The organism is Priestia sp. VA7 (genome assembly GCF_055710015.1).
Genome location: NZ_JBVQPN010000003.1, coordinates 70,500 through 93,422 on the forward strand (window position 1 = coordinate 70,500; position 22,923 = coordinate 93,422).

Annotated in this window: 26 protein-coding genes; 16 read left to right on the forward strand and 10 right to left on the reverse strand. The window is 39.7% G+C overall.

Annotated features, from left to right (window positions below; translation table 11 throughout):
- Positions 1 to 13: 13 nt before the first annotated feature.
- Positions 14 to 1,648, forward strand: a complete 1,635-nt coding sequence (locus AC0C45_RS12780; RefSeq protein ID WP_257061795.1) for a PEP-utilizing enzyme — start codon at positions 14 to 16, stop codon at positions 1,646 to 1,648.
- Positions 1,635 to 2,957 carry an MFS transporter gene (locus AC0C45_RS12785; protein WP_236691095.1) on the forward strand — a complete coding sequence of 441 codons (1,323 nt, stop codon included), beginning with the start codon at positions 1,635 to 1,637 and terminating at the stop codon, positions 2,955 to 2,957. The genes AC0C45_RS12780 and AC0C45_RS12785 overlap by 14 nt, the downstream gene beginning before the upstream one ends.
- A gap of 90 nt (positions 2,958 to 3,047) precedes the next feature.
- On the opposite strand, the gene AC0C45_RS12790 is transcribed toward AC0C45_RS12785, so the two are convergent.
- Both AC0C45_RS12790 and AC0C45_RS12795 read right to left on the reverse strand, forming a co-directional pair.
- Positions 3,048 to 3,515: a hypothetical protein gene (locus AC0C45_RS12790; protein ID WP_047931359.1), complete on the reverse strand. Its 468-nt coding sequence runs from the start codon at positions 3,513 to 3,515 to the stop codon at positions 3,048 to 3,050.
- Between the two features lie 97 nt (positions 3,516 to 3,612).
- The gene (locus tag AC0C45_RS12795; protein WP_257061796.1) at positions 3,613 to 3,906 is read right to left on the reverse strand and encodes a spore germination protein; all 294 of its coding nucleotides are present in this window, start codon (positions 3,904 to 3,906) and stop codon (positions 3,613 to 3,615) included.
- Between the two features lie 236 nt (positions 3,907 to 4,142).
- Between AC0C45_RS12795 and AC0C45_RS12800 the strand changes: the two genes are divergently transcribed.
- The 5 genes from AC0C45_RS12800 (at position 4,143) to AC0C45_RS12820 (ending at position 9,254) form a co-directional block, all read left to right on the forward strand.
- On the forward strand, positions 4,143 to 4,628 hold the full coding sequence (locus tag AC0C45_RS12800) for a hypothetical protein (protein ID WP_034650154.1): 486 nt from the start codon (positions 4,143 to 4,145) through the stop codon (positions 4,626 to 4,628).
- A gap of 79 nt (positions 4,629 to 4,707) precedes the next feature.
- On the forward strand, positions 4,708 to 5,190 hold the full coding sequence (locus AC0C45_RS12805) for a GNAT family N-acetyltransferase (protein ID WP_016765001.1): 483 nt from the start codon (positions 4,708 to 4,710) through the stop codon (positions 5,188 to 5,190).
- A 2-nt stretch (positions 5,191 to 5,192) separates the two neighbouring features.
- Complete coding sequence (locus AC0C45_RS12810) at positions 5,193 to 6,272, forward strand: DNA alkylation repair protein (protein WP_472928176.1); 1,080 nt, start codon at positions 5,193 to 5,195, stop codon at positions 6,270 to 6,272.
- Positions 6,273 to 6,428: 156 nt separating this feature from the next.
- A complete protein-coding gene (locus AC0C45_RS12815; protein WP_257061800.1) occupies positions 6,429 to 7,013 on the forward strand; it encodes a hypothetical protein in 585 nt (194 codons plus the stop codon).
- A gap of 585 nt (positions 7,014 to 7,598) precedes the next feature.
- On the forward strand, positions 7,599 to 9,254 hold the full coding sequence (locus tag AC0C45_RS12820) for a M14 family metallopeptidase (protein ID WP_237892664.1): 1,656 nt from the start codon (positions 7,599 to 7,601) through the stop codon (positions 9,252 to 9,254).
- Between the two features lie 46 nt (positions 9,255 to 9,300).
- On the opposite strand, the gene AC0C45_RS12825 is transcribed toward AC0C45_RS12820, so the two are convergent.
- Positions 9,301 to 10,230, reverse strand: a complete 930-nt coding sequence (locus AC0C45_RS12825) for an SDR family oxidoreductase (RefSeq protein WP_047931362.1) — start codon at positions 10,228 to 10,230, stop codon at positions 9,301 to 9,303.
- 103 nt (positions 10,231 to 10,333) lie between these two features.
- On the opposite strand from AC0C45_RS12825, the gene AC0C45_RS12830 reads away from it, so the two are divergent.
- Positions 10,334 to 10,504 carry a hypothetical protein gene (locus tag AC0C45_RS12830; protein ID WP_013084200.1) on the forward strand — a complete coding sequence of 57 codons (171 nt, stop codon included), beginning with the start codon at positions 10,334 to 10,336 and terminating at the stop codon, positions 10,502 to 10,504.
- A 47-nt stretch (positions 10,505 to 10,551) separates the two neighbouring features.
- Here AC0C45_RS12830 and AC0C45_RS12835 read toward each other — a convergent pair whose 3' ends face one another.
- Both AC0C45_RS12835 and AC0C45_RS12840 read right to left on the reverse strand, forming a co-directional pair.
- On the reverse strand, positions 10,552 to 10,707 hold the full coding sequence (locus AC0C45_RS12835) for a hypothetical protein (RefSeq protein ID WP_169305194.1): 156 nt from the start codon (positions 10,705 to 10,707) through the stop codon (positions 10,552 to 10,554).
- Between the two features lie 81 nt (positions 10,708 to 10,788).
- The gene (locus AC0C45_RS12840) at positions 10,789 to 11,127 is read right to left on the reverse strand and encodes a YflT domain-containing protein (RefSeq protein ID WP_257061802.1); all 339 of its coding nucleotides are present in this window, start codon (positions 11,125 to 11,127) and stop codon (positions 10,789 to 10,791) included.
- 234 nt (positions 11,128 to 11,361) lie between these two features.
- On the opposite strand from AC0C45_RS12840, the gene AC0C45_RS12845 reads away from it, so the two are divergent.
- Both AC0C45_RS12845 and AC0C45_RS12850 read left to right on the forward strand, forming a co-directional pair.
- Positions 11,362 to 12,231, forward strand: a complete 870-nt coding sequence (locus tag AC0C45_RS12845) for an SDR family oxidoreductase (RefSeq protein WP_013058194.1) — start codon at positions 11,362 to 11,364, stop codon at positions 12,229 to 12,231.
- Positions 12,232 to 12,262: 31 nt separating this feature from the next.
- Complete coding sequence (locus AC0C45_RS12850) at positions 12,263 to 12,487, forward strand: hypothetical protein (protein ID WP_047931364.1); 225 nt, start codon at positions 12,263 to 12,265, stop codon at positions 12,485 to 12,487.
- 43 nt (positions 12,488 to 12,530) lie between these two features.
- On the opposite strand, the gene AC0C45_RS12855 is transcribed toward AC0C45_RS12850, so the two are convergent.
- Positions 12,531 to 13,388, reverse strand: coding sequence for an STAS domain-containing protein (locus AC0C45_RS12855; protein ID WP_472928177.1), 858 nt, complete (start codon positions 13,386 to 13,388; stop codon positions 12,531 to 12,533).
- Positions 13,389 to 13,552: 164 nt separating this feature from the next.
- Between AC0C45_RS12855 and AC0C45_RS12860 the strand changes: the two genes are divergently transcribed.
- The gene (locus tag AC0C45_RS12860) at positions 13,553 to 14,494 is read left to right on the forward strand and encodes a magnesium transporter CorA family protein (protein ID WP_047931366.1); all 942 of its coding nucleotides are present in this window, start codon (positions 13,553 to 13,555) and stop codon (positions 14,492 to 14,494) included.
- 46 nt (positions 14,495 to 14,540) lie between these two features.
- Here the strand turns inward: AC0C45_RS12860 and AC0C45_RS12865 are convergent, their stop codons facing one another.
- The 3 genes from AC0C45_RS12865 to AC0C45_RS12875 all read right to left on the reverse strand — a co-directional run bounded on the left by AC0C45_RS12865 (position 14,541) and on the right by AC0C45_RS12875 (position 16,508).
- The gene (locus AC0C45_RS12865; RefSeq protein ID WP_016764991.1) at positions 14,541 to 14,843 is read right to left on the reverse strand and encodes a hypothetical protein; all 303 of its coding nucleotides are present in this window, start codon (positions 14,841 to 14,843) and stop codon (positions 14,541 to 14,543) included.
- A 17-nt stretch (positions 14,844 to 14,860) separates the two neighbouring features.
- Positions 14,861 to 15,163: a hypothetical protein gene (locus tag AC0C45_RS12870; protein WP_016764990.1), complete on the reverse strand. Its 303-nt coding sequence runs from the start codon at positions 15,161 to 15,163 to the stop codon at positions 14,861 to 14,863.
- A 133-nt stretch (positions 15,164 to 15,296) separates the two neighbouring features.
- Complete coding sequence (locus AC0C45_RS12875) at positions 15,297 to 16,508, reverse strand: AGE family epimerase/isomerase (protein WP_171776855.1); 1,212 nt, start codon at positions 16,506 to 16,508, stop codon at positions 15,297 to 15,299.
- Between the two features lie 347 nt (positions 16,509 to 16,855).
- Here AC0C45_RS12875 and AC0C45_RS12880 point away from each other — a divergent pair, with 347 nt between their 5' ends.
- The gene (locus AC0C45_RS12880) at positions 16,856 to 18,190 is read left to right on the forward strand and encodes an SH3 domain-containing protein (protein WP_047931368.1); all 1,335 of its coding nucleotides are present in this window, start codon (positions 16,856 to 16,858) and stop codon (positions 18,188 to 18,190) included.
- 393 nt (positions 18,191 to 18,583) lie between these two features.
- Here AC0C45_RS12880 and AC0C45_RS12885 read toward each other — a convergent pair whose 3' ends face one another.
- Entirely contained in the window at positions 18,584 to 18,799 is a 216-nt protein-coding gene (locus AC0C45_RS12885) for a cold-shock protein (protein ID WP_047931369.1), read from the reverse strand.
- 231 nt (positions 18,800 to 19,030) lie between these two features.
- Between AC0C45_RS12885 and AC0C45_RS12890 the strand changes: the two genes are divergently transcribed.
- The 4 genes from AC0C45_RS12890 to AC0C45_RS12905 all read left to right on the forward strand — a co-directional run bounded on the left by AC0C45_RS12890 (position 19,031) and on the right by AC0C45_RS12905 (position 22,493).
- A complete protein-coding gene (locus AC0C45_RS12890; protein WP_047931370.1) occupies positions 19,031 to 19,906 on the forward strand; it encodes an STAS domain-containing protein in 876 nt (291 codons plus the stop codon).
- A 369-nt stretch (positions 19,907 to 20,275) separates the two neighbouring features.
- Positions 20,276 to 21,430 carry a ParM/StbA family protein gene (locus AC0C45_RS12895; RefSeq protein WP_257061805.1) on the forward strand — a complete coding sequence of 385 codons (1,155 nt, stop codon included), beginning with the start codon at positions 20,276 to 20,278 and terminating at the stop codon, positions 21,428 to 21,430.
- A 15-nt stretch (positions 21,431 to 21,445) separates the two neighbouring features.
- Positions 21,446 to 22,153, forward strand: a complete 708-nt coding sequence (locus AC0C45_RS12900) for a hypothetical protein (RefSeq protein ID WP_257061807.1) — start codon at positions 21,446 to 21,448, stop codon at positions 22,151 to 22,153.
- A gap of 184 nt (positions 22,154 to 22,337) precedes the next feature.
- Positions 22,338 to 22,493, forward strand: a complete 156-nt coding sequence (locus AC0C45_RS12905; RefSeq protein ID WP_162488940.1) for a hypothetical protein — start codon at positions 22,338 to 22,340, stop codon at positions 22,491 to 22,493.
- Positions 22,494 to 22,923 lie beyond the last annotated feature (430 nt).

Genomic DNA, 22,923 nt, shown 5'->3' on the forward strand with positions numbered 1-22,923 from the left:
AAGGGGAAATCAAATGAACATATTATCTGCATTTCAAAACGACCTATTTTTAAGTGAGGAAGAAAAACAAACGGGATTTTGGGTGCAAGACAACCTACATATCGCACATGCACTAAGTCCTTTATACGCTTCCTTTCAGCTTCCTGCAATGACTTATGGGACGAAGCACGGTTTTGAAACGTTAAAACTGCCTATCTATCAATTTGTAGTGAAATTAGCCGATGGAAAAATGTACCAGCTAAATATCCCGTTTCCCGGTGATGTAAATGAGCGCTTAAAAGAGCACCAAGAAGCAGTGAAGCCGCTGTTACCTCGACTTAAACCTAGATTATACGAGTACGTTAATGAGGTGTTTTTACCTTTTTATACGGAAGTCAAAAGAAATGCAGAACGTCCTTTATCTTTAAAAGAAGCAGAAGAAAAAGTAAAAGAACTGCATGATTTCTATAAAAAAGCTTGGCAGCTTCACTTTGAAATCGTCATGCCGAGAAATGATTTAGGAATGATTTTAGAAGAGGTATATGGAGCCTTGACCGGAGACACGAATACGGCTTATGTATATGATTTGTTGGAAGGCGTGATGAATAAGTCACTTGAAACAGATCAAGCACTGTGGGAACTAACTGACAAAGTCAAAGATTCTAATCAATTAAAACAAGCTTTTACGGAGCAAAAGTCAGAAGACATAGAAGCAAGTCTATTAAGCACATCCCAAGGCAGAGAATTTTTAAAGAATCTGCAAAGCTTTTTGGATGAGTATGGCTATCGTTCGGCAAATTCGCACGAGTTTATTGATGAGACGTGGGTAGAGAACCCTTTACATGCGCTATCGATTATTGCTGGCTACGTGCGTAAAGACTACGACTTCAAGAAAAATTATGAAGACGTCGTAAAAAAGAGAGAAGAAAACTATCGTGATGTACTCGCAAAAATGCCGGAATGCCAAGAAAAAGAGCAGTTTAAGCTGTTTTATGGGTGGGCTTTAGACGCTTGGGGAATAGATGAAGATCATCATTTTTATATTGACGCAATGCTGCCTGCTACAGCAAGGCTGTTTTTGCTGAATGTAGGATCTCTTTTAGCTGACCACCAAGTGATTCATCAGCCTCAAGATATTTTTCATTTTTATTACGATGAATTGCTGGAAGTATTAAAAACGCCCGTGGCATTCCATGAACTTATCGTCAATAGAAAGCAGGAGTTTGAAGAGAATCGTCATAAAAAAACGCCGCCTGCCTACGGAACGCCTCCTCAAGCAGAAGAAGATCCTCTATTAGAGCGGGTATTCGGGAAAATGGGACCTCCAGAAGTAGATGAAACGCAAAAAATCTTTAAAGGAAGTGCCGCTTCAAGAGGCGTTTATACAGGAACAGTAAAAATCATTTCAGATCCAGGTCAATTTTCTAAACTTGAACAAGGAGATATTCTTGTGTGTGAAACAACAGCACCCGCTTGGACCACATTATTTTCTCTAGCTGGAGCAATTGTAACCAATGCAGGGGGAATTTTATCTCATGCAGGAACAGTGGCTCGTGAATATAAACTTCCAGCGGTTCTCGGCACAAAAGTAGCCGTGGATCTACTAAAAGATGGAGATGTTATTACCGTAGACGGAACTAACGGAGTGGTGACGATTGAACAACAGTAAGCCGTCTTTGATTATCTTTTCTATTTTAACGGGAACTTTTTTAATTCCCGTTAATTCCACTATGATTGCGGTAGGCTTACCGTCTATTGCCAAAGCGCTTCATCTTTCCATCGTACATGTATCAGTAGTGGTAACTATCTACTTAATTGTGATGGCAGTTGCTCAGCCCATCGCGGGGAAACTTGGCGATTTATATGGAAATAAAACGATGTTCGTAGCTGGAATGATTATTTTTTTAGTGGGATCTTCCGCCTGTGTGTTTTCATATAACTTACTTTCGCTCACCGTTTTTCGAACGCTCCAAGCATTAGGGGGCGCACTAGCTACGCCTAACGCAACAGCCATTATGAGACACAGTTTGCCAAAAGAAAAGCTTGGAAGAACGCTTGGGTTATTTGGATTATCAATGGGGCTAGGGGCAGCTGTAGGGCCTGTATTAGGTGCGTTTTTAATTAAGTATCTTGGGTGGACGTCGATTTTTTGGTTTAACGTTCCTTTTGCTGTTCTATCGTTAATTTGTTCATTTATATACGTGCCGTCTACCGTAAAACAAAAAGCAAAAATGCTGGATATAGGGGGCGCTTTTTTACTTGGAGTAAGCATGACGAGCTTTACGCTAATGCTGACGCACCGTGATTTGTTTAATGCTTGGACTATTTTTATATGCATAGCGTCTATCGTTCTTTTTATTGTGCAAGAACGCAAAGTCCAAGAGCCGCTGGTTGATTTTAAGCTTTTTAAGGTTCGGCCTTTTTTTTCTTCAAATCTTTCCATTCTATGCAGTAATTTTATGATGTATAGTACCATTTTGTTTGTTCCGCTTTTGCTAGAGAAGCAGTATGATATTCGTTTAATTGGTTTGCTTCTTTTCTTTTTTTCATTAGCCATGTCTATTTCTTCTTGGGTGGGAGGACTGTTAGCAGAAAAGGTAGGGAAAGAACATCCGATACGATTATCGTTTCTTATTTCACTGCTTGCGGCGATGCTTTATTTCCACTTAGTGAATGCATCCATTTCTTATACCATTGTATCTTTATTAGTAGGAGGAGTGGGAGCAGGAATCGGTGTTTCATCTATGCAGGCTATGAATATTCAATCTGTCAAAAAAGAGCAATCAGGCACTGCATCGGGCATTTATTCCACTTTTCGTTATATTGGAGGAATGTTAGCGTCAGCTGCGGTGAGCTTGTTAGTAGGCACTACTGGTCTATTGGTGGTTCTATGTATAGCGGGAATAGCAGGATTCCTTGTGTCGTTAGTTGGAAAAGAAAAAGAAAAGCAAGTTACCTTGTCCAAAGACGTTTTTTAATAAAAAAAGAATAGCCAGCGGAGAAGCAGACATTCATTTCATTGCCCGTGCTGAAAATGATGATGTGCTGGTCCAAAGGCTATTCTATTTTTAAGTAATCGCTCTTTTTTCAATTTTACACACCCACCGGTAATACTGCACAACCATCCAAAACAACAGCGGATTTAGCAGAAGCGAATACCACCACGTCCACCATCCGTAGTGAAAATAACCCCATGGAGCAGGGAGAAGGGCCACTACTTCATAAAGTAAAACAGCAACCGACCAAAGTAAAATATAGGCGGCTTTTTTTGTGAGCTTTCCGGAAAAAGGATAGTAGGTAAGAAAAAGCATGTTTACAGGCGGAATGAGAACAGTATAGGCGAAAATACCTTGCCAGTCTGTCTCTTGTGTAAAATACCAGTAGCCGCGAAATTTGAAATTAATGAAGACATCAAAGATATGCTGAGCAGCAATGGTGAACATCCAAATGTGTACAATTTGATTTGTCGTGAAGCGCTTGTTTGTTTTAAAAGCAAGAACGTTAAATACTAAAATAGAAAGAATTAATCCAATCATATTGGTTCTCCTTTTGGCTTCTTACCTATATTGTATAATTTTAGGGGATTAAATCCAATAGAGAAATGGACATACTACGAATTTTCTGCGGTATTTTTCATAGGGACGGACTGTATTTTTTTCGATTTCTTAAAAATGCGATCACGAGTAAAAGAGCAGGAATGACAATTTGAAACGGAAGATGTAAAGTGAACGGAATGATTTTTAACCCTTCATATACGTGTTCGAAATAGTTTTGAGTAAGAGACAATGAATAAAACAAAATGACTAAGCCGATTGGAAACACAAGCGGTGACGGGTTTTTAAGCTTAAAAACGTGGGAAAGGCTCAGCACAGTGGCATACAAAAACAGACCGATTTTAAAGAAGCCGCCAGTGATTAAAGCCAGCATAAAAAGTGGCGTATGGGGCTAGACGAGGGTGAGAAGCATTGCTGCGAGATCACGCAGCACTCGCGCGGCTCCGTTAGCAAAATATAATACATAAAGAAAAGCAAGTATGCGCTTTTTAACGTGTAGCATATGCATCATGTAAGTAAAGAGTTGGAAAGAAAATAGGAATATTTTGTTAAAAAACAAGTCCGCTAGCCGAAGATATAAGAGAGAAGTACGTAAAAGGAGAGAGCACGTTGGATTTATTTGGAGTTATATTAAGTATCCATATTGGACTGGGCATGATTTGTTTGCTTTCAGGAATGGTGTCTATGCTAGCGGCTAAGAAAAAAGGACGGCATACAAAATGGGGAGAAGTGTATCACGCTTCTTATGCAGCACTAGCTGCCACAGCTATCATGTTAGCGATTTGGAAATGGAATGAAATTGCTTATTTATTTTATATTGCCGTGTTTTCATACGGATTAGCGATTTATGGCTATGCAGCACGCAAGCGAAAATGGAAGAACTGGCTTCAGCATCATATTCGCGGTATGCTGGGGTCTTATATCGGAGCTGTTACCGCACTGCTTGTAAATGTTGGAGACAGTATTCCGCTGTTAAACAAGCTTCCGGCACTTTCTTATTGGTTTTTGCCGACGATTATTGGCAGTCCGCTTATTTACATAGTCGTAAGACGCTATAGAAAAAATGCTTCTGTTTCTAAAAAAATATCATACTAAGCAAAAAAGCCTTTTACAGAAAAGGCTTTTTTCTGTTGCGAACATTTGTGCTATGATAGAGAAGCAAGGAGGATGCAGCATGAAAGAAAATCATCAGTTTACCATACATACGAATAAAGAAAAGCTTGATATAGATGTCATCTACTCGTACCTTCATCATGAATCATACTGGGCAAAAGGAATTCCGCTTCACCTTGTTCAAACGTCCATTGAACACTCCGTTTGTTTTGGCGTGTATGATGAGTGCGATGAACAAGTAGGGTTCGGACGAATTATTTCTGATTTTGCGACGTTTGCTTATTTGGCGGATGTGTTTATTCTTCCGCACGCACGAGGCAATGGGCTTGGAAAAGCGCTGGTACAAGAAATGATTCGCTATCAGCCGATTCAACACGTACGAAAAATTTTATTGGCAACAAAAGATGCTCACGGTTTGTACAGTCAGTACGGATTTAAAGAAGTTAAAAATAAGCAGCTGTTCATGCAAATTTTTAAAAAAGGGATGTACGAGCGGGCGATTTATTCAAAAGAAAATAAAATACTGCCTGGAAAAGAGGGATAAGTATGGCTGAAGAATTACGTAAAAGCGTGTTTAATGAAGAATTGATTACGCACTTAAGCGACGCTTTTTCACGTGAAATGAGTTCATTTGATAAAAAAGCATTTCATGAGCTTGTTTTTCAACAAGATTGGCAAGACTTGGCGCTGAAAGAGCGCATGAGAAGAATTACGCTTTCCATGCATGAAGTGCTGCCGGGAGATTATGAAGAAGCACTTCATATCCTCTATAAAGTGGCTCCAACGGTAGGAGGACTTCAAGGCACGATTTTTCCAGATTACGTTGAACTGTATGGATTGGACGATTGGGAAGCTTCAATAAAAGCACTCGCTTTTTTTACGCCGTTTTCCACATCAGAATTTGCGGTGCGTCCGTTTTTAATTCAAGATAAAAATCGAATGCTCCAGCAAATGATTGAATGGGCAGGAGATGAAAACCATCATATTCGCAGATTAGCAAGCGAAGGGAGCCGGCCTAGACTTCCGTGGGGACAATCAGTACCTGCGTTAAAGCTAGATCCAAAACAAACGCTGCCGATTTTAGAACAGTTAAAATGCGATGAATCGCTCTATGTCCGAAAAAGCGTAGCCAATCATTTAAATGATATTTCTTACATAGAAAAAGACTGGATGCTTGATGTGGTGAAAAGCTGGTACGAAAAAGACGTTAAAACCGACTGGATCGTTAAACATGCGTGCCGCTCACTTTTGAAAAAAGGAGATCCTGAAGCTCTGTCTCTTTTCGGCTATGGAGATGATCCTGGCGTGACTGTCACAGGGCTTAGCTTACAGCCGCATACTATTACAATCGGTGATAGCGTTGACTTTTCCTTTGAACTATCCGTGGAAAAACCCATGCCGCTTCGCATAGAGTACGGAATTCATTACGTAAAAGCAAAAGGAAACCGCACTCAAAAAGTGTTTATGCTAAAAAATGTTCAAGCAAAAGCAGGTCAAACGCTGACAGTTACAAAAAAGCATGCGTTTAAAGATTTAAGTACAAGAAAACATTACAGCGGCAAGCATACGCTTTCTGTTATTGTAAACGGAGTAGTAAAAGCAGAAGCGGACTTTGTGATAGAGTAGCTCTTTCCTTATGGAGAGAGTTTTTTTATGTTTCTATAGAGTTGATAAGGAAACTTAAGTCAATAGGTTGCTGCCTCTTTACTTATTTACAAAATCGACTGAGAAACATCCATTTAAATTCCTTTTATGGTATATTAATCCTCAGGGAGTGATAAAGTGAAGAAATTTATGGTGGGCACATTGAGTGCTTTTTTGGCAATGTCATTGGTAGCGTGCTCAAACTCTGCTAGCAAAGAAGAGAGCGGCTATAGCATTCAAAAAGTGAAAGTCAAGATAACAGATGATGCCAATTTAATTGGAAAAGTTGGTATACAAGATAGCAAAGGAAAAATGGTCGATGTAAAACCCAAAGCGCTGTATTACGAGTTTAAAATGAAGCAGCAAGGCAAGCGTAAATTCTATCAAAATGATAAAGACGAAATAGAAGCTAAAATTATACCGAATGAAGATTTAAAGAAAGCATCTATCAATACAGTAGGCGTTAATGTATTTGATGAGGGGCATGAGAAGTTCGGTACAGGTATGGGAATTGAAGAGTTTGACTATATGAAAAAAGGAAAAGTCGATGTGCACTACGATCTGGGCGCGACTGTTAAAAACAAAGAAATGCCTATGGCTCCATCTGATCAGAAATTAAAAAAACTCCAAAAGGTAGCGAGACACGGAACACTCGTTATCACGAGAAACAACAAAGAAATCGGCCGATATGATTTAGAAACGCTAGAATCCGTAAAGAAATGAACATAGGAGAGATAGCTGCATGGAATATGAAACAGCTAGACTAGCACAATACAAGCTCAAGGAAGTCCTGATTTTTATAGCAGTTCATACATAAAAAAAGGCTGAGACAAACGTATGTTAGCTGAAGTGAAAAGTGAACCATTGATCAACATGTTTGATTAGGGGTTCATTTTTTTTAGGGTGAACATAAATTTCATTTGTGTAGCTGCTTCTAGCTGTCGATTGGAGGACAAGGCGAAGACTCCTGCGGGAAAAGCAGGACAGATGAGGTCCCGCAGGAGCTTGAGCGACGAGGAGGCTCATCGGCCGCCCGCGGAAAGCGAAGTCTTGCATGGAAATCAACTGCGGTTGGAAAAGCGGTTTAGATCATTTACCCTGATTGGTCGTCTTCATATGGAGTTGATTTTGTTATGTCCCAATCTCTTTGTTGTAAAACCGCGCTCGTCTCCTACATTAAAATAGTCAAAAAGGTTCAGCTCCCTTATCTTGAAGTTATTTCCTCAAACGGTATAATTATTTATGTAACATTTTAAATATTTTAAAAATTTAAAATGTCTAATCAAGGGGATAGGGAGGAGTAAATGAATGAAAAAAACTGTAAAACGATCAGCCGTGCCGGGTCTTTTGTCGATTGGATTATTGCTGTCGCCGCTTGCGGTACAAGCTGAGATGCCTTATTACGGAAAAGACTATAGCCAGCCGGAAAAAATTAAAGCGCTTTATCCGGAAATAAAGGTGAATGAAGCAACGCCGGCATTTCTGAAAGGACAAGACGCATTTACGACTCAAGAAGAAATGATGAGCTATGTTCAAAAGCTTGCTCATAAAAGTCCGTACGTAAAGCTGAAGATTATCGGTAAATCACAGCAAGGGCGTGAAATTCCGGCTCTGTACTTTTCGAAGGAAAAGAAATTTGCGGATGGAAAGATATCCAAAAAGCCGACAATTTGGCTTCAAAGTCAAATTCATGGTAATGAACCGGCAAGCGGTGAATCGGTACTGGCCGTGGCGACGCGTTTGACAGAAGACTTTGGAAAAGATGTGCTAAATAAAGTGAACATTGTCATTGTGCCGCGTATTAATCCAGACGGATCTTATGCATTTAAGCGTCAGCTAGCAAATAATTTGGATGGAAACCGTGACTACATAAAGCTTGAAAGTCCGGAAGTGCAGAGCATACGAGCTGAATTTAACCGTTTTTCACCAGAAGTGGTCATTGACGCTCATGAATATACGCCTTACAGCAGCGGATTTAAAAATATTGGTAAAGAAGGTGTGTGGAAATATCACGATATTTTACTGCAGTCCGGGCGAAACTTAAATATTCCGCAGAACATTCGAGACGTATCTGATGAGTTGTTTGTGAACAGTACGCTTACAGCAATTGAAAAGCAAGGATATTCAGGAGAAGTATACTATACGTCTCAAGTGAATAAACAAGGGCAGCTTGAAGTAGAAGAAGGCTCAGTTGAACCGCGAATCGGCCGAAACTCACTAGGCTTGTATCCATCGTTTTCGTTTTTAGTGGAAAGCAGAGGGATTGGCATTGGACGAGAAGATTTTCCGCGGCGAGTGAGTGCGCAAATTGCTACGCAAGAAAAGCTGATTACGCAAACAGCTGCTCATGCCAAAGAAATTAAAGCGCTGATTGCAAAAGAAAAAGCGGCGCTTGTCAAAAAAGGAAAAAATGCAAATGACCATGACTCAATTGTTGTGAACAGCGAAAATAAAAAAATACCAAACTCCACGTTAGAAATAGTCGATGTGGAAAGTGCGTCTGTTAAAGAAATTCCCGTGACGTACTACAGTGCAAAGAAAGCAACGCCGACGCTTGTCCGCGAACGTCCGACTGCATATATTTTAAAATCAGGACACGAAGATGTAGCAGCAAAACTGCAGGGACAAGGAGTGAAAGGTTTCAAATTAACGAAAGAAACGGTTCTTTCAGTAGAAGCTTATAACGTCAGCAGCCGCATTGAAAACGAAGCCTACGAAAACAAGCCAAATGTAGACGTGCAAACAATCGTGAAGCAAAAAACGGTGACGTTCCCAAAAGGAAGCTACGTCTTTTTAACATCTCAGCCGCAAAACAATTTATTGTCTTTATCACTTGAACCGGAATCCGTGGACAGCTTCACAACGTTTGGGTATTTGCCTTCAGAGGTAGGACAAGAACTTGATGTTTACCGGTTTACGCGTTCCATTGAAAAATCGCCTTTGCAAAAAGAAGTCCATAAATGATAAAAAAGCGTGAAGCTTAGCTTCACGCTTTTTTAGATCCAGCTGCTTAAGAAGAAACCCACTCTCCGCCGTTTACATGCAGCGTTTGCCCCGTGACAAACCGTGAGTCGTCGCTTGCGAGATACACATAAGTCGGAGCAAGTTCAAACGGCTGCCCTTGGCGTTCCATCGGATTGTCCACTTGCGTTACTTGATCAGCTGAAAAGCTTGCTGGAATGAGCGGTGTCCAAATGCGCCCCGGCGCTACGGCGTTTACGCGAATGCCATCTTTAATCACGCTATTGGAAAGCGCACGAGTGAAACCGACAATGGCTCCTTTGGTTGCCGTATAGTCAATTAACTGTTCATAGCCTTTATACGTCACTATTGAAGCGGTATTAATAATTGAGCTGCCGGCTTTTAAATGAGGCAGAGCGGCACGCGTTGTGTAAAAGTGCGAGTAGATATTCACTTTGAACGTATGATCAAACTGCTCATCGGTGATGTCTAAAAGACTCATCTGCTGAAACTGAACGCCTACGTTATTGCACAAAATATCAAGCTGGCCGAACGTTTCTACCGTTTTTTCGACGATGTCTTTACAGTGGTGTTTGTCCCGCACGTCACCGGGAAGCAGCACACATTTTTGACTCAGTTCTTCAATGCGTGCTTTCGTACGGTTCGCGTCTTCATGTTCATCTAAATAAGCAATCGCAACGTTTGCTCCTTCTTTAGCGAAGGCAATGGCAGTGGCTGCTCCGATTCCGCTGTCACCTCCTGTAATGAGAGCAACTTTTCCTTTTAGCTTGCCGCTTCCTTTGTAATGTGGATTTTCGATAATGGGACGCGGAACCATCAAACTTTCTAGCCCGGGCTGGCGAAGCTGCCGCTGTTCAGGAACCGTAATCGGAACATCTTCATAGCGCGTAATTTTGCCGTAATTCGGCTGCATCGGATACCCTTGCTTGTCCGGATAAAATTCATTGTTTGGACACATAAAACAACCTCCTCAAAAAGCATCACTCTTTTACTCTATGACATAGATCGATCTCTCATGCATACGTATAAAGAGTGTAGAATGCGAGAAAGAAGGTGTGTTTATGCGATATTACTACAGTGAAGAAGTGAAGCTATTGCTAATGGACGGGTCAAATCAGACGGTGGAAGTAATCTATAACTCTGACGCTCAGCCTTTTCTGCTGCCGCTTTTAGGACCTCGTCCGCCTTTTTATGTAAACCCGCGCTATGAGAAGTATCTGCCTGTTTTGTAGTACAAAGAGCCCTTCTGCATGAAGGGCTTTTAGATTGACATTCTCTTTTATTTTCCTCGTGATTGCTCACGTGATTCATGGCGGTTTTTTCTTCTTCTAGAGAGGAAATAAATAAAAAAGCCGATTAATACAAGAAACGTGATAAGCAAAATACTAGTAGGAAAGTAAAGAGAGCCTATCTGAATTCCCAAATAATTTAACATCGTTATAACTTCCTTTCTTGATAGACAATGGTTTATTTTAATAAATACCCTTATAAGCTAATAAAAAACGTTTCCGCTGTTTTAGTAGGGAATTGATTGACTCTGTGCGCCAATAACCACGATATGCCCTTGTTTCATTTCTTCTTTATACCGATTTGCTTCTTGATTGGATAAGCCAAGCGAAGCCATCTTTGAAAGAAGCTCATCTTCTCTTGAAAGAAGCTTATTTACCGCCGTTTCAAACATACCTTGCTCAGCCATTCTGTACTTTTTTGTATGTGTTGCCTCCGTTAAATGCTGAGCCCGTTCTTTATCGTAGGCCAGCAGATAAATATCTTTGCTTGTAAATCCTTTCTTTAAAAAAGAACGGATGACGCAGACTGCCTCCTCTTGGTTTTCTGCTATTTGAATGTGTTTCATACACGAACCAAACCTCCTGATAAAAGATATTATAAAAGATATTTCTGAAATACATCTTCTACTTCTCATATAACCTTTGCTTCCAACTTTAAACTTGTTTTCTATGAATTTTCTCAGATAGTAAAAGAGAATAGAAACATCATAAATTTTTAAAAAAAGATGTTTGAACTTCGAAACAGAAGGCTAAACCTAGACTATACTAAAAAGTTCCATCAAAAATAGGAGGAGATTAAAATGAATTTACAAGATCAACAAACACAAGGTCAGCCCCAACAAACGCAAGACCGCCAGCCGGGTATCGAAAGTGAGATGAATCCTCTCCCTATTTATGAGGATGACAATTACATTGGTACAGGAAAATTAAAAGGAAAAGTAGCGCTAGTTACTGGGGGAGACAGCGGAATTGGACGAGCTGTATCCATTGCTTATGCGAAAGAAGGAGCGGACGTAGCCATCGTTTACTTAAACGAACATAGCGACGCCGAGGAAACAAAAGCCCGTATTGAAGAAGAAGGTGTAAGATGCCTGCTGATTGCAGGAGACGTAGGAGATGAATCGTTCTGTAACGAAGCGGTAGAAAAAACAGTGAGTGAGCTTGGAAAGCTTGATATCCTTGTGAACAATGCAGGAGAGCAGCATCCAAAAGAAAGCATTAAAGAAATTACGAGTGAACAGCTTGAACGAACGTTCAAAACGAACTTTTATTCATACTTTTATTTTACGAAAAAAGCGCTTGATTACTTAGGAAAAGGCAGTGCAATCATTAATACAACGTCGATTAATCCTTACCGTGGAAATCCTCAGCTTATCGATTATACGGCGACAAAAGGAGCAATTAACGGCTTTACGCGCAGTATGGCCCAAGCCCTTGTTAAAGACGGGATTCGCGTTAATGCCGTAGCACCGGGACCAATCTGGACACCGCTTATCCCGTCTACTTTCTCAGGTGATAAAGTAGGAGAATTCGGTACAGATACGCCGATGGGCAGACCTGGACACCCTGTGGAGCACGTGGGCTGCTATGTGCTGCTAGCTTCAAATGATTCATCTTATATGACGGGTCAAACGCTTCATGTCAACGGCGGAGATTTCATGAACACATAATTGCTTCAATTATATAAAGGAGGAGAAAAAGATGGGAGAACGCCAGAAAAGATCTATTTCAAATACACCAAAAAAAAGAGATGAAACAGAACAGCGTGTAACAGATCAAGACGAAACGTTGTTTGAACGTTTTAAAGAAGAAGAAACGGTCGATCCTATGCCAACGGAAGACATAAGACTTGAACAAAAAGAAGAGAAAAATAAAACGAAAACGAAAGATGAATCAGGTTCTGAAAAAATTCATCATAGAAAATAAAAAAACAGCCTTCTCGGGCTGTTTTTTTGTTAGTATCACGCTATTAATAAGTATTAGAAGCAATTACAATTTTTGAATCATCTTCTAGTGCCTGAGCGAGATTCGATTTAATTCGTATATGGTCAAAACTTAAACCAAGCTGCATTGCAGTAGTGGCTAATTCAGGACGAATGCCCGATAAAATTGATTTAACGCCGATTAAATCAAGCGCATTTATCAGCTGAAACAGCTCGTGTGCGACCATTGTATCGATCATCACAACTCCTGACACATCAATATACAAATGAGAGATTTGTTTCTCTGCACACTGTTTTAACGTGCTTTCTAGGATCATTTTGGCTCTTGCCGTATCAATATCGCCGACTAATGGTAAAAGAGCCACGTCTTTTTTTATCACAATAACAGGTGAACTTAATTCATGAATCATTTCCTGCTGAGAGCGGAGGCGGTTTGATGCATATTCCTGCGCTTCTGTAATGAATTTCAAAATAATAATATCAAACACTCTTATTATTTTTTCATTCCATACATCGATGTGCTGCTGAGTGATGTCATCATGAAGCTCTGCAAATCGGCGAATATACTCACAGTATTGTTTGCGGACGTTCATAAATTCTTTAATAATACTTTGAATGGGGGTTCTGAGATGCTGTTGGTCTTTGGCAACTTTATTTAGCCACGTGTTAAAAGATTCAAAAAAGCTTTTTTCATCTTCTATAAAGACGTTGCTAATATATAAATGAAATTCATAGTTTTGCGCTTTTAAGCGTTGAATGACGTCGGGATCATTAGAGGTATATACGCCTTCAGAAGATTTTTTGTCCAAAGATGCATACCATTCTTCCGTCATAGTTGGTGCACTTTCTAGCAGATAAGAACGTAAAGCGATATCTTTCTTCACTGTTATTCTCCTCTCAAACTTATAAAGCATGCGCAGGTGCGCAACGTATTTATTATAGCATCTTTTTTATAAAGATGGATATGAAATGTATGTTTATTTTTATGTTAGGTTTTAAGTGATTGTATATAGGGAAAAATTCTAATAAAAGGGGAAAGAGGGAAAGTATGAATACTGTGACGAACGATCAGTGGAAATGGTATCAGTTTGATTTAGAAGAAGCAGATGGAATAGCTGATATAATCAAAGACTATCAGTATCCAAGAGATGAATGGTTTTGCCAGCAGCTTCAAAAGAAAAATTCCAATCATATTCAAGTAGATGTGATAGGAGAAAGCGAGCTTATTTATGGTTCATTAATTTATCATAAAGAGTCGTTTGATCAAAGGGATTACGATTCGTTTCATTTTTATATTACCGAGGAGTTTATTATAACGGCAGGAATCGATTTGAAAATCCTTGAGAACACTAATCATGAACGAATGATTGAACGCATGAAGCAGTCTGCTAACACGGCGGAAAGTTTTTTTATCCTTTTAGGCGAAATTATGAAAAAACACTTGAATGGGTTTGATCAGTTTGAAAGTCATTTTAGAGAGCTTCTGTGGGAAGTGCGCCATAATAATAACATCGACGTGTTGGATGACATTCATAAAGCGCGGTATGACCTGCTTATATGGACAAATTTAATCAGTTCTGTTCAAGAAGTCACCATGGGAATAGAAGAAGCGTTTCATAAAAAAATTAACCAAACGCTCGAATATCAGCGAATGTGTAAAAAAATTGAAATTGGCTTAACGCTGATTGAACAATATCAAAAAGAATTTGACGCGTTAATTAAATTAGAAGAAGTTGTGTCTACTCATCGAGGAAATGAGATTATGAAAGCTTTAACGCTGCTGACAGCAATCAGCACGCCCTTAACGGCTTTTGGAGCACTGTGGGGAATGAACTTTAAAGGGATGCCTGAGCTTGACTGGAAGTTTGGCTATGTCTATGCGCTCATTTTAATTGTTCTTTCGACCGTTGCCATTTATCTTTATTTACGAATGAAAGGGTGGACGGGCGATCTGTTAAAAGGAAGAAAAAAGAATTCATTTTTTAAATAAGCTTTAATAAAAGCAGCCGCTTAATAAGCGGCTGCTTTGTTATTTGTTATCCTCGCCTCCACGTCGTAGGCTCACCTGAACGAAGGCATCTTGGAAATAAATCGTTTTCTTTTAGCTTTACTTGATTGCCGTTTTCGTCGGTATAGCGACCGGTTTGCGGAACCAATTCTCCGGTTGAAAAGGCGTCATCTACGGGCTTCCACGTCGTTGATTCACGTGTGTGTGGGCAAGGTGTAAAAAGATCATCTTTTTGAAAGAGTTTAATTTCACCTTCCGCACAAATGTAAGCCCCCGATTCTGGTACAGCTTCACTCGTTCGATAAATGTTTTGTACGGTCTTCACACGCATCCAACCTTTCTTTTTAATTAGTTGTATTTTAGTGTTCCTGTCGTGGCGTCCATGTACGTGCGGTCTTCTATAATATCTGAGTCGTCTAGCTTTCTAAACGGAGCGCAGTAGCATACAACACCCGTCTCGATTTCAATTTCTTGAAATCCGTACGCACGGCAAAGGTATTCACCGACGTCGCTTGGAGATGGATGCGTATCCAACTCATCTAATGCTTCATTAAACATTTCTAAAAATTCTTTTTTCGAAAATTGCTTCTCATGGTGCAGTGTTACTGGATCTCCAGAATCTGTTCCTTGTGCTAACGCGTAAAAATACATCGTCCTCACTCCTTGCATATATATAGTCGAGCTTTTTCTAAAATGTGTAAACAATGATTGTTAGTAAGTAAATTCCCTTAAATAAAAGAAATAAACGCATTTGGAAGAAAACGGTTTCTTCATGATCATTCTCTCAAAGAGAATTCAGTGCTATCAGCGTTTGATAGCAAGCTGCCACAGGGTGATAATCGGCTTTAGGAGCCGGGCTTTTTTTCGAGCTGTAGCGTTCGTTTTGCTGATTTAACAGCTGATACCAGCCTCCATATGTGTGATCGATAAAGTGTTTCTGACAGTAGGAGAACAGGGCATCGTATGCTTTCCAATATCCGCTGTCTCCAGTTTTTACCCCGAGCAGTGAAGCCGCAGAAATGGCTTCAGCCATCACCCAGTAGTTTTTATCCCGGTCAATGACCTCTTCTTGAGGCGACAGCGCAAAGTAAAGACCTCCGTACTTAGCATCCCAGCCCCGGTTCCAGGCCTTATCAAACAAATCTTTTGCACGTTCTGTCATCCAGTTTTCCGAACGGTGCCGATCAAGCCATAAAAGCAGCTTGCTCCATTCAAACTGATGTCCTGGTATAAAGCCGTACGGACGAAATTCATCTTTTGGATTGTTTTTATTGTAGTCCCAATCTGGCTGCCAGTCTGTATCATAATGCTCCCAGATCATGCCGCCAGATCGTTCAGCAAGCTGCTGAGTAACGCCTTTTGCAAGCGTGTACGCTCGGTCTAAGTATTTTTTATCTCTTGTTGCTTCAAAGGCAGAAAGCATCGCTTCACACATGTGCATATTTGCATTTTGGCCGCGATAGAAAGAAGCAGCTGACCAAGAAGCGTCCCATTCGTCTCGGTAAAAGCCGTGCGCATCTTCCCAAAAGTACTTTTCCATCACGTCATATACCTGTTCAATTGTTTCTTTTGCTTCTGAAATGCCGGCTTGATATGCGATGGAAGAAGCTAAAAGAGCAAAAGCGTGGCCATATGCTTGTTTCGAATCATCTTTTACTTCTCCGTCATCGGCTACTTCAAAAAAATACCCGCCGTGCTTTCTATCATAATGGTTGTTTTGTAGAAAACGAATGCCGTGCTGAGCTGCTTCTTTGCACCAATCCGGTCCGTCTAAAAGAGCCCCTACACTGAAGATATAAATAAAGCGCGCCGTACTTACTAAGTGCTTTGAATGCGTGTTGTTGACGGTGCCGTCGTCGTAGTATTCATGGATATATCCGCCGTTTTTTTTGTCAATACAAGCGGGGTAGTAGAAATGAAGCGTATCAAAAATATGCTGTTTTAATGTGTGAGGTTCTCGAAACGCAGTTGAGGAAAAATCCGTTGCCGTGTTCATTTTATCACCATCTCAATCTTTGTATTTAGTTATTTTCTACCCTAAGCAGTTGAGAGTAAACGTAAGGGTTTTTTTGCTGTTTCTGCTCTATTATTCTATTTTTGTTGAAAATGTATCAGTTTGGAAACAAGTTTGAAATATTTTGATATACTTTTGACACGATTATCCGGTATTCTAAAGATACGTGCTAGCTGGAACGAACAAATGTATAGAGCCTCTAGACGTCAAATGATTTTATTTAATGTAGCTAGTTTAAGGTTGAGCTTAAACATCGGATCCTGTTTTCACTTAACCTATTAAACTAGCAGCATATATTTCTATTATATTTTGCAAATGAGGTATAAAAAATGACAGAAGTGAACAAACAAAGATTTTACAAAAAATTAGCGGTAACAGGTCTTGCTTTTACCCTTGTAGGGGCAGGAACTCTAGGTCTTCATTCTTTACATTTTACGGGTGAGCCAACTGTCGCAAGCGCAGCGGCGGAAACATATACAACAACGGCGAATTTAAATATTCGAAGCGGCCCATCGACGTCCAACGCGATTATTGCAACGGTCAAACAAGGCACGCAGCTAACGGTAGTTGGACAAGCAGCAAGCGGCTGGCTGAAGGTAAGCTATCAAGGCAAAACGGGTTACGTAAGCAGTGAGTATGTTAAAAAGTCAGCGAGTTCAACGACCAAAACCTATGTAACAACGGCAAATTTAAATATTCGAAGCGGTCCCTCGACGTCAAGCGCGATTGTTGTAACGGTCAAACAAGGCACGCAGCTAACGTCGACAGAACAAGCAGCGAACGGCTGGCTAAAAGTAAGCTATCAAGGCAAAACGGGCTATGTGAGCACGCAGTACGTAAAGGAATCAACCAGTTCTTCTGAACCGGCTCCAGCTCCTACTCCGGCAGCTTCTGTCTATGTGGCGACAGCGAATTTAAATGTTCGAACAACTGCTTCAACATCTGGTGCTGTCATGGCAACACTTAAAGCCGGCACACAGCTCGACGTGACGGCTAAAGCAGCAAACGGCTGGCTGAAAATTACGTATCAAGGTAAGGTTGGCTATGTAAGCGGTCAATACGTACGAGCATTAGCTGGCATGAAAGTGGTTTCGAACCCTGAAAGCATCCAAGTTGTTGTGAATAAACAAAACAAGCTTCCGGAAAACTACGTTCCGAAAGATTTAGTATATACAACGATTCCATTTACATTCAAAGAACAAACGGAAAAGAAAAAAATGCGAAGTGAAGCAGCCGCTGCTATTGCACAGTTGTTTGCGGGTGCGAAAAAACAAGGCGTTACGCTTCTTGGCGTATCGGCTTACCGTTCACATGCAACGCAAAGCGCGCTTTTTAGTTCGTATGTTCAAAGAGACGGTTATGATAAAGCGGCAACTTATAGCGCATTGCCAGGCACGAGTGAACATGAAACGGGTCTTGGAATTGATGTAACAAAAGGAGACGGCACATGTGCTGCTCAAGACTGCTTTGGCGGAACTAAAGAAGCAACTTGGCTCGATGCCCACGCGGCAGAATACGGATTTATTATTCGTTATCCAAAAGGAAAAGATGCGGTAACGGGCTATAAATATGAACCGTGGCATTTGCGATATGTAGGCAAACCAGTGGCGCAGGCGATTAAAAGTAAAGGCATTACGCTTGAAGAATATTACGGAATTAAGTAGTTTAAAAAAGAAGCTAGAATAAAAAGCAGCTTAGTTGAAGGAAGATCCGAACGCGTTTGATTCTTGATAGAGAATCAAACGCGTTCGGATTTTTTTATTGTTTTGATGAAGGTAGGTTTCATATATGCAGGGACTTATAAGTGCTGAATAGAGGGCAAGGCTCATCGGCCGCCTGCAAAAAAATTAACAGCGTTGGAACAAGTGATTCATACTAGCTGCTTTATCCCATTTGTTCGTTTTTAGATTGGATGGATGTAGTTATGCCTCAATTTGAATGTAGAATTATTTGCATCATATAAAAAAACCCTCGTTCGAACAAAAGTCGAAGAGGGGTTTTTATTCGAAGAGTATTTGATTGGGCAGTCTACCCATAGCCTGTATGTAAATCTCACTCTAGCAGTCAACTGGGTGTACTTTTATAGCGCTGGGTCCTTTGGCTCCTTCTTGGATTTCAAACTCTACTTTTTGTCCTTCTGCCAGGTTTTTATATTCCTCACGGTCAATCGCATTGGAGTGAACGAACACTTCTTTTGATCCGTCTTCGGGTGTGATAAATCCAGATCCTTTTGATTCGTTGAATGATTTAACGGTTCCTTTATGTTTGCTCATTGAAAAAGCCTCCTTATAAGTATAGAAATAAATTTATAGTAGTTTTTTACCCAAACGCTGAAATTTCAATCATTTTATGGTAGGTATACCGATTAGAAGAATAGGGATAAAAGTAAATAGGCAGGGCCTAACAATTTTTTATTTCGGTTATATTTTTATATTGTATGTGATATAACTATTGTTATAAAATGTAATCGTTAATTCTGCTAACTAAAGGAGATAAAGAAAAAAATGAGGGATGAGTTGTTATATATAGGGAAGAAAATTATCGATAATAAACAGGAATTAGCGATACAATTTTCTGATCTGATGGACTCTGAATATAAGCGGAAGCTGGTTTACCACGAAGAAAGCGAAGTTTTAAAATGGAGAGCAGAACTCATTGAGTATTTAGGCGAGTCGTTATTCGAAGAGCGCTCGGTCGTTTTAAAAAAAATCGTTCAGTGGGGTACAGATATAGGAAAAGTGGCTGTGGAAAACGGACTTTCTTTGAGTCAAACGTTAAAATCGCTCGCGCTGTTTCGAACAGTGATATGGGGCGTTTTTACAGAAGAGCTGCAGCAGAAGCAGTTTGCTCCTATTACGATGCTTGATGTAAGTAAAAAAATTGATCCGATGCTTGATGAGCTTAATCATATATTTGTCGAAATCTACGAAGAACATAATACGGACACCATAAAACGCGCTTATGCAGCGCTAGAAGAATTATCAGTTCCCATCGTTCCTCTTTCTGAAGGAATCGCTGTGATGCCAATCGTTGGACAAATTGATACACATCGTTCGCAGCTTATTATGGAAACGGCTTTAGAAAAAAGCGCTCAGCTGCAGCTGAGTTATTTAATATTTGATATTTCAGGTGTTCTTATCGTCGATACGATGGTAGCGGACAATATTTTTCAAATTGTAAAAGCCTTACAGCTTATCGGCACTAAAACGATGATTACCGGAATACGTCCGGAAATCGCACAAACCGTTGTGGATTTAGGCGTCGATTTTGGAACAATTAAAACAAGAGCGACGTTAGAAAAAGGTCTTGAAGAAATAGGCTTTAGCAAACTGCCAGAAAATTCGCAAAGAAAAAAGACAAATGGCGTTATTAATAAATAAAAAAGCCCAAAGGCTGGGAAAAATATTTTAGTTGATGTTAAATCCGAACTATTAATCTGATTGATGGTTCGGGTTTTTTGTTGTTAGGATGAACGTAGGTTTCATGTATGTGGCTGCTTCTAGCTGTTGATTGAATGGTTTATATTGCAAAAAAATAAGGGAAAGTCACAGCGTTACATGTTACATTCCTTGTAAAAATGGGTACTGGTAAAAAGAAGCATTCCAAGTGCTTTTCAATTACATTAGCCGTCTGAAATTAATTAATTGTGAATTTAGAATAACATAAATTATTTAAATACTTAGACAAACAAATGAGGAAAATATATACTTATTAGTGTTGTCACGAAAAGATAAAGGGGAGAAACAAGGATGGATATCAAACGTCAAAACGTTGATTTTGGTAACTCAATTTTTCAAACGCTAGTGGATGGTTATTACTATGAAATTCCTACAAACGTAGTAGAAATCACAAAAGATCAGGCAGAGGGTCATTTTCCTTCAAGTGTAAATGAACCGGAATTACTTCTTCAAAATTTACTGATTTCTACAACAATCGAAGGAGTAGAAAAGTATTATCTAGTAGGAGACGCAGCAGAGAAACACGTGCTAGGCAATATCCATATTAATAAGTTACATAATAAAACTGAATCTGATATTCCTTATGTGATGTTTTTAGCTTCAGTTGCTTATTACAACATACTTAAAGGAAAAGACAAAGAGAATAATCATGTGACGATTAATTATTTCTCGACTATGCTTCCGATTTGGCTGCTTAAGAAAACAAATAAATTCAGTGAAATGCAGCAGAAGATGGCCGAACGTTTTCAAGGAGAGCACACGGTTACGGTATTGACTCCTGGATTAGAAAAAACGCTCACTGTGAACATTGAAACGAGCAAATGCCGTATTGAAAGCGAAGTTGCTCGCTGGGCGATCAAAAAAGATTTTGAATTACAGGATAGAGAAGAAGCAAATGCATTCAAAAATTTTGAAACATTAATTGTCGATTTGGGCGGAGGCACGGTTGACCTTGCGCTGCTTCCTGCAGGACTTCAAGCACCTAAAAGCAGAAATTCGTTGAAGTGTCTTACGGACATTTCATATTTGAAGCATATTGAAAAGCTAAGAAATGAAAAACTGCTTGAGTATTTTGATGATGTTCGTTCATTAGAAGAGTTTATTATTGCCAATATCCATAAAGTAAAAATGGAGCAAAGAGACGGCAATAGCGGGAAAAAAGTAGATCTCACGGAGCCTATTCACGCTTCGCTTAGAGAATATACGCAAATTTTATTAACGAAAGTTGAAAATCTATTTCCATCGCCAAAAGATAAAGTCTATAAATATATTTATATTGGAGGATTGGCTCCTATTCTTCAACAGTTTATTGCAGAGCAGATTGATAACATGTACGGGGAAGAAATCAGAGAAGAAAATCATCTTTTCTTGCCGGAGACACGCAAATTAAATTTATACGGTCTTGAAATTTTAAGTAGACATGAAACAAACGCAGTTCACGTTTAAAAAGGGGGAGCAGATATGAGTCATCAAAACACTCGCCTTAAGGAAGCAATAGATGATTGGTACGGTCAGCTAAGCTCCCAAATGGCTGCACCATTTTACTTACTATCAAATGCGTTTCTGACAGCTGGCAATCTATCAGCAGATATGATGGGAGCAAGACAAAAGACCGTAAGTAATAGAGATGAACGTGCAAATTTTACAATCGAAACTGCTGACATTCCGTCAGAAGTGTCTTCATTTCTGAAAGAAAAACAGCAGGCAAACGAGCTGCAGGACTATGTAGTAAGACTCATACAGCAAGACTTGCAAAAAATGAGCAAAGAAAATGAAGTGGAGACGTTAGTTCATTCACTTCGAAAAGAGCTGTTGGTCGAAATTGACTTACTAAAAAAAGAAATGAATTCACGTCTTGCTGCAAATCGTGAGGAGTATGAGGCCTCGCAGGCAAAGGAACTTCAGGATTATGTAGCGAAGCTTGTGGAACAAAACGGGCAGAAAGACAGCCGGGAAGAAGATTTTCAATCGTTAATTCATTCATTAAGAACCGAGCTGTTAGGCGAAATTCATTTGCTTAAAAAAGAGCTTGGCTCTGCGTCAGCTCCTTCCTATAAACAGCTGAAACGCGTTAAAAATGAGGAAGAAGAAACATTTAAAGAAGGTCAATTAATTAAAAGTGAAAAAGTGACCGGAACCATTCAAGAAGATATCGATGTAGATTTCTAAACAGAAAGTAGAGGTGTAATATGCCTCTACTTTTATTATTTTTCTATTAAACATGAGGCAGGGGCAAAAGTGTTTTTGCTAAAGGAAGATCCGAACGAGTTTGATTCTTGATTGTGAATCCAACTTGTTTGGTTTTTATTGGTATGCTGAATGTAGGTTCCATGTGTTTAAATGCTTCTAGCTGTTGATTGGAGGGCAAGGCGAAGACTCCTGCGGGAAAAGCGGAACAGGTGAGACCCCGCAGGAGCGCAAGCGACGAGGAGGCTCATCGACCGCCCGCGGAAAGCGAAGCCTTGCACGGAAATTAACAGCGGTCCAATGTAAAAGCTTTAGCGTATAAATCATAAAGCTCTTTTGTTTCTTTTTAGCTTTTTTCGAAAGTATAAGCACATATCGAATGTAGCGATGGTACAAATACTGCATTTTATTATAAACCAAAATAACGATTCGTTTATGCCAAATCCGCCAATCGAAGCTTTTAGTTCATTTAGCTGCCTGAGAATTAAATTTATGTCGTTTTCATAGGCCACAGTAAAAGATTTAATCACAAGCATGGTCATAATGACTGCTTCTACAGAGATATATATAATTTTTCTTGCTAGTTTAAGAGAAGGATTTACGTTTGATTTGGGAATTTTATAAAAAAATTTCATTGTCTGTTTGCCTTTCAGTTATTTTAAGCGGTTTAAAAAGATTAGTTTATTCTATAATTCTTTCCTTGGCTACAAAATCCTTTATGTATAGCAAGTTTAAAAAAAGCCCGCTAGAAA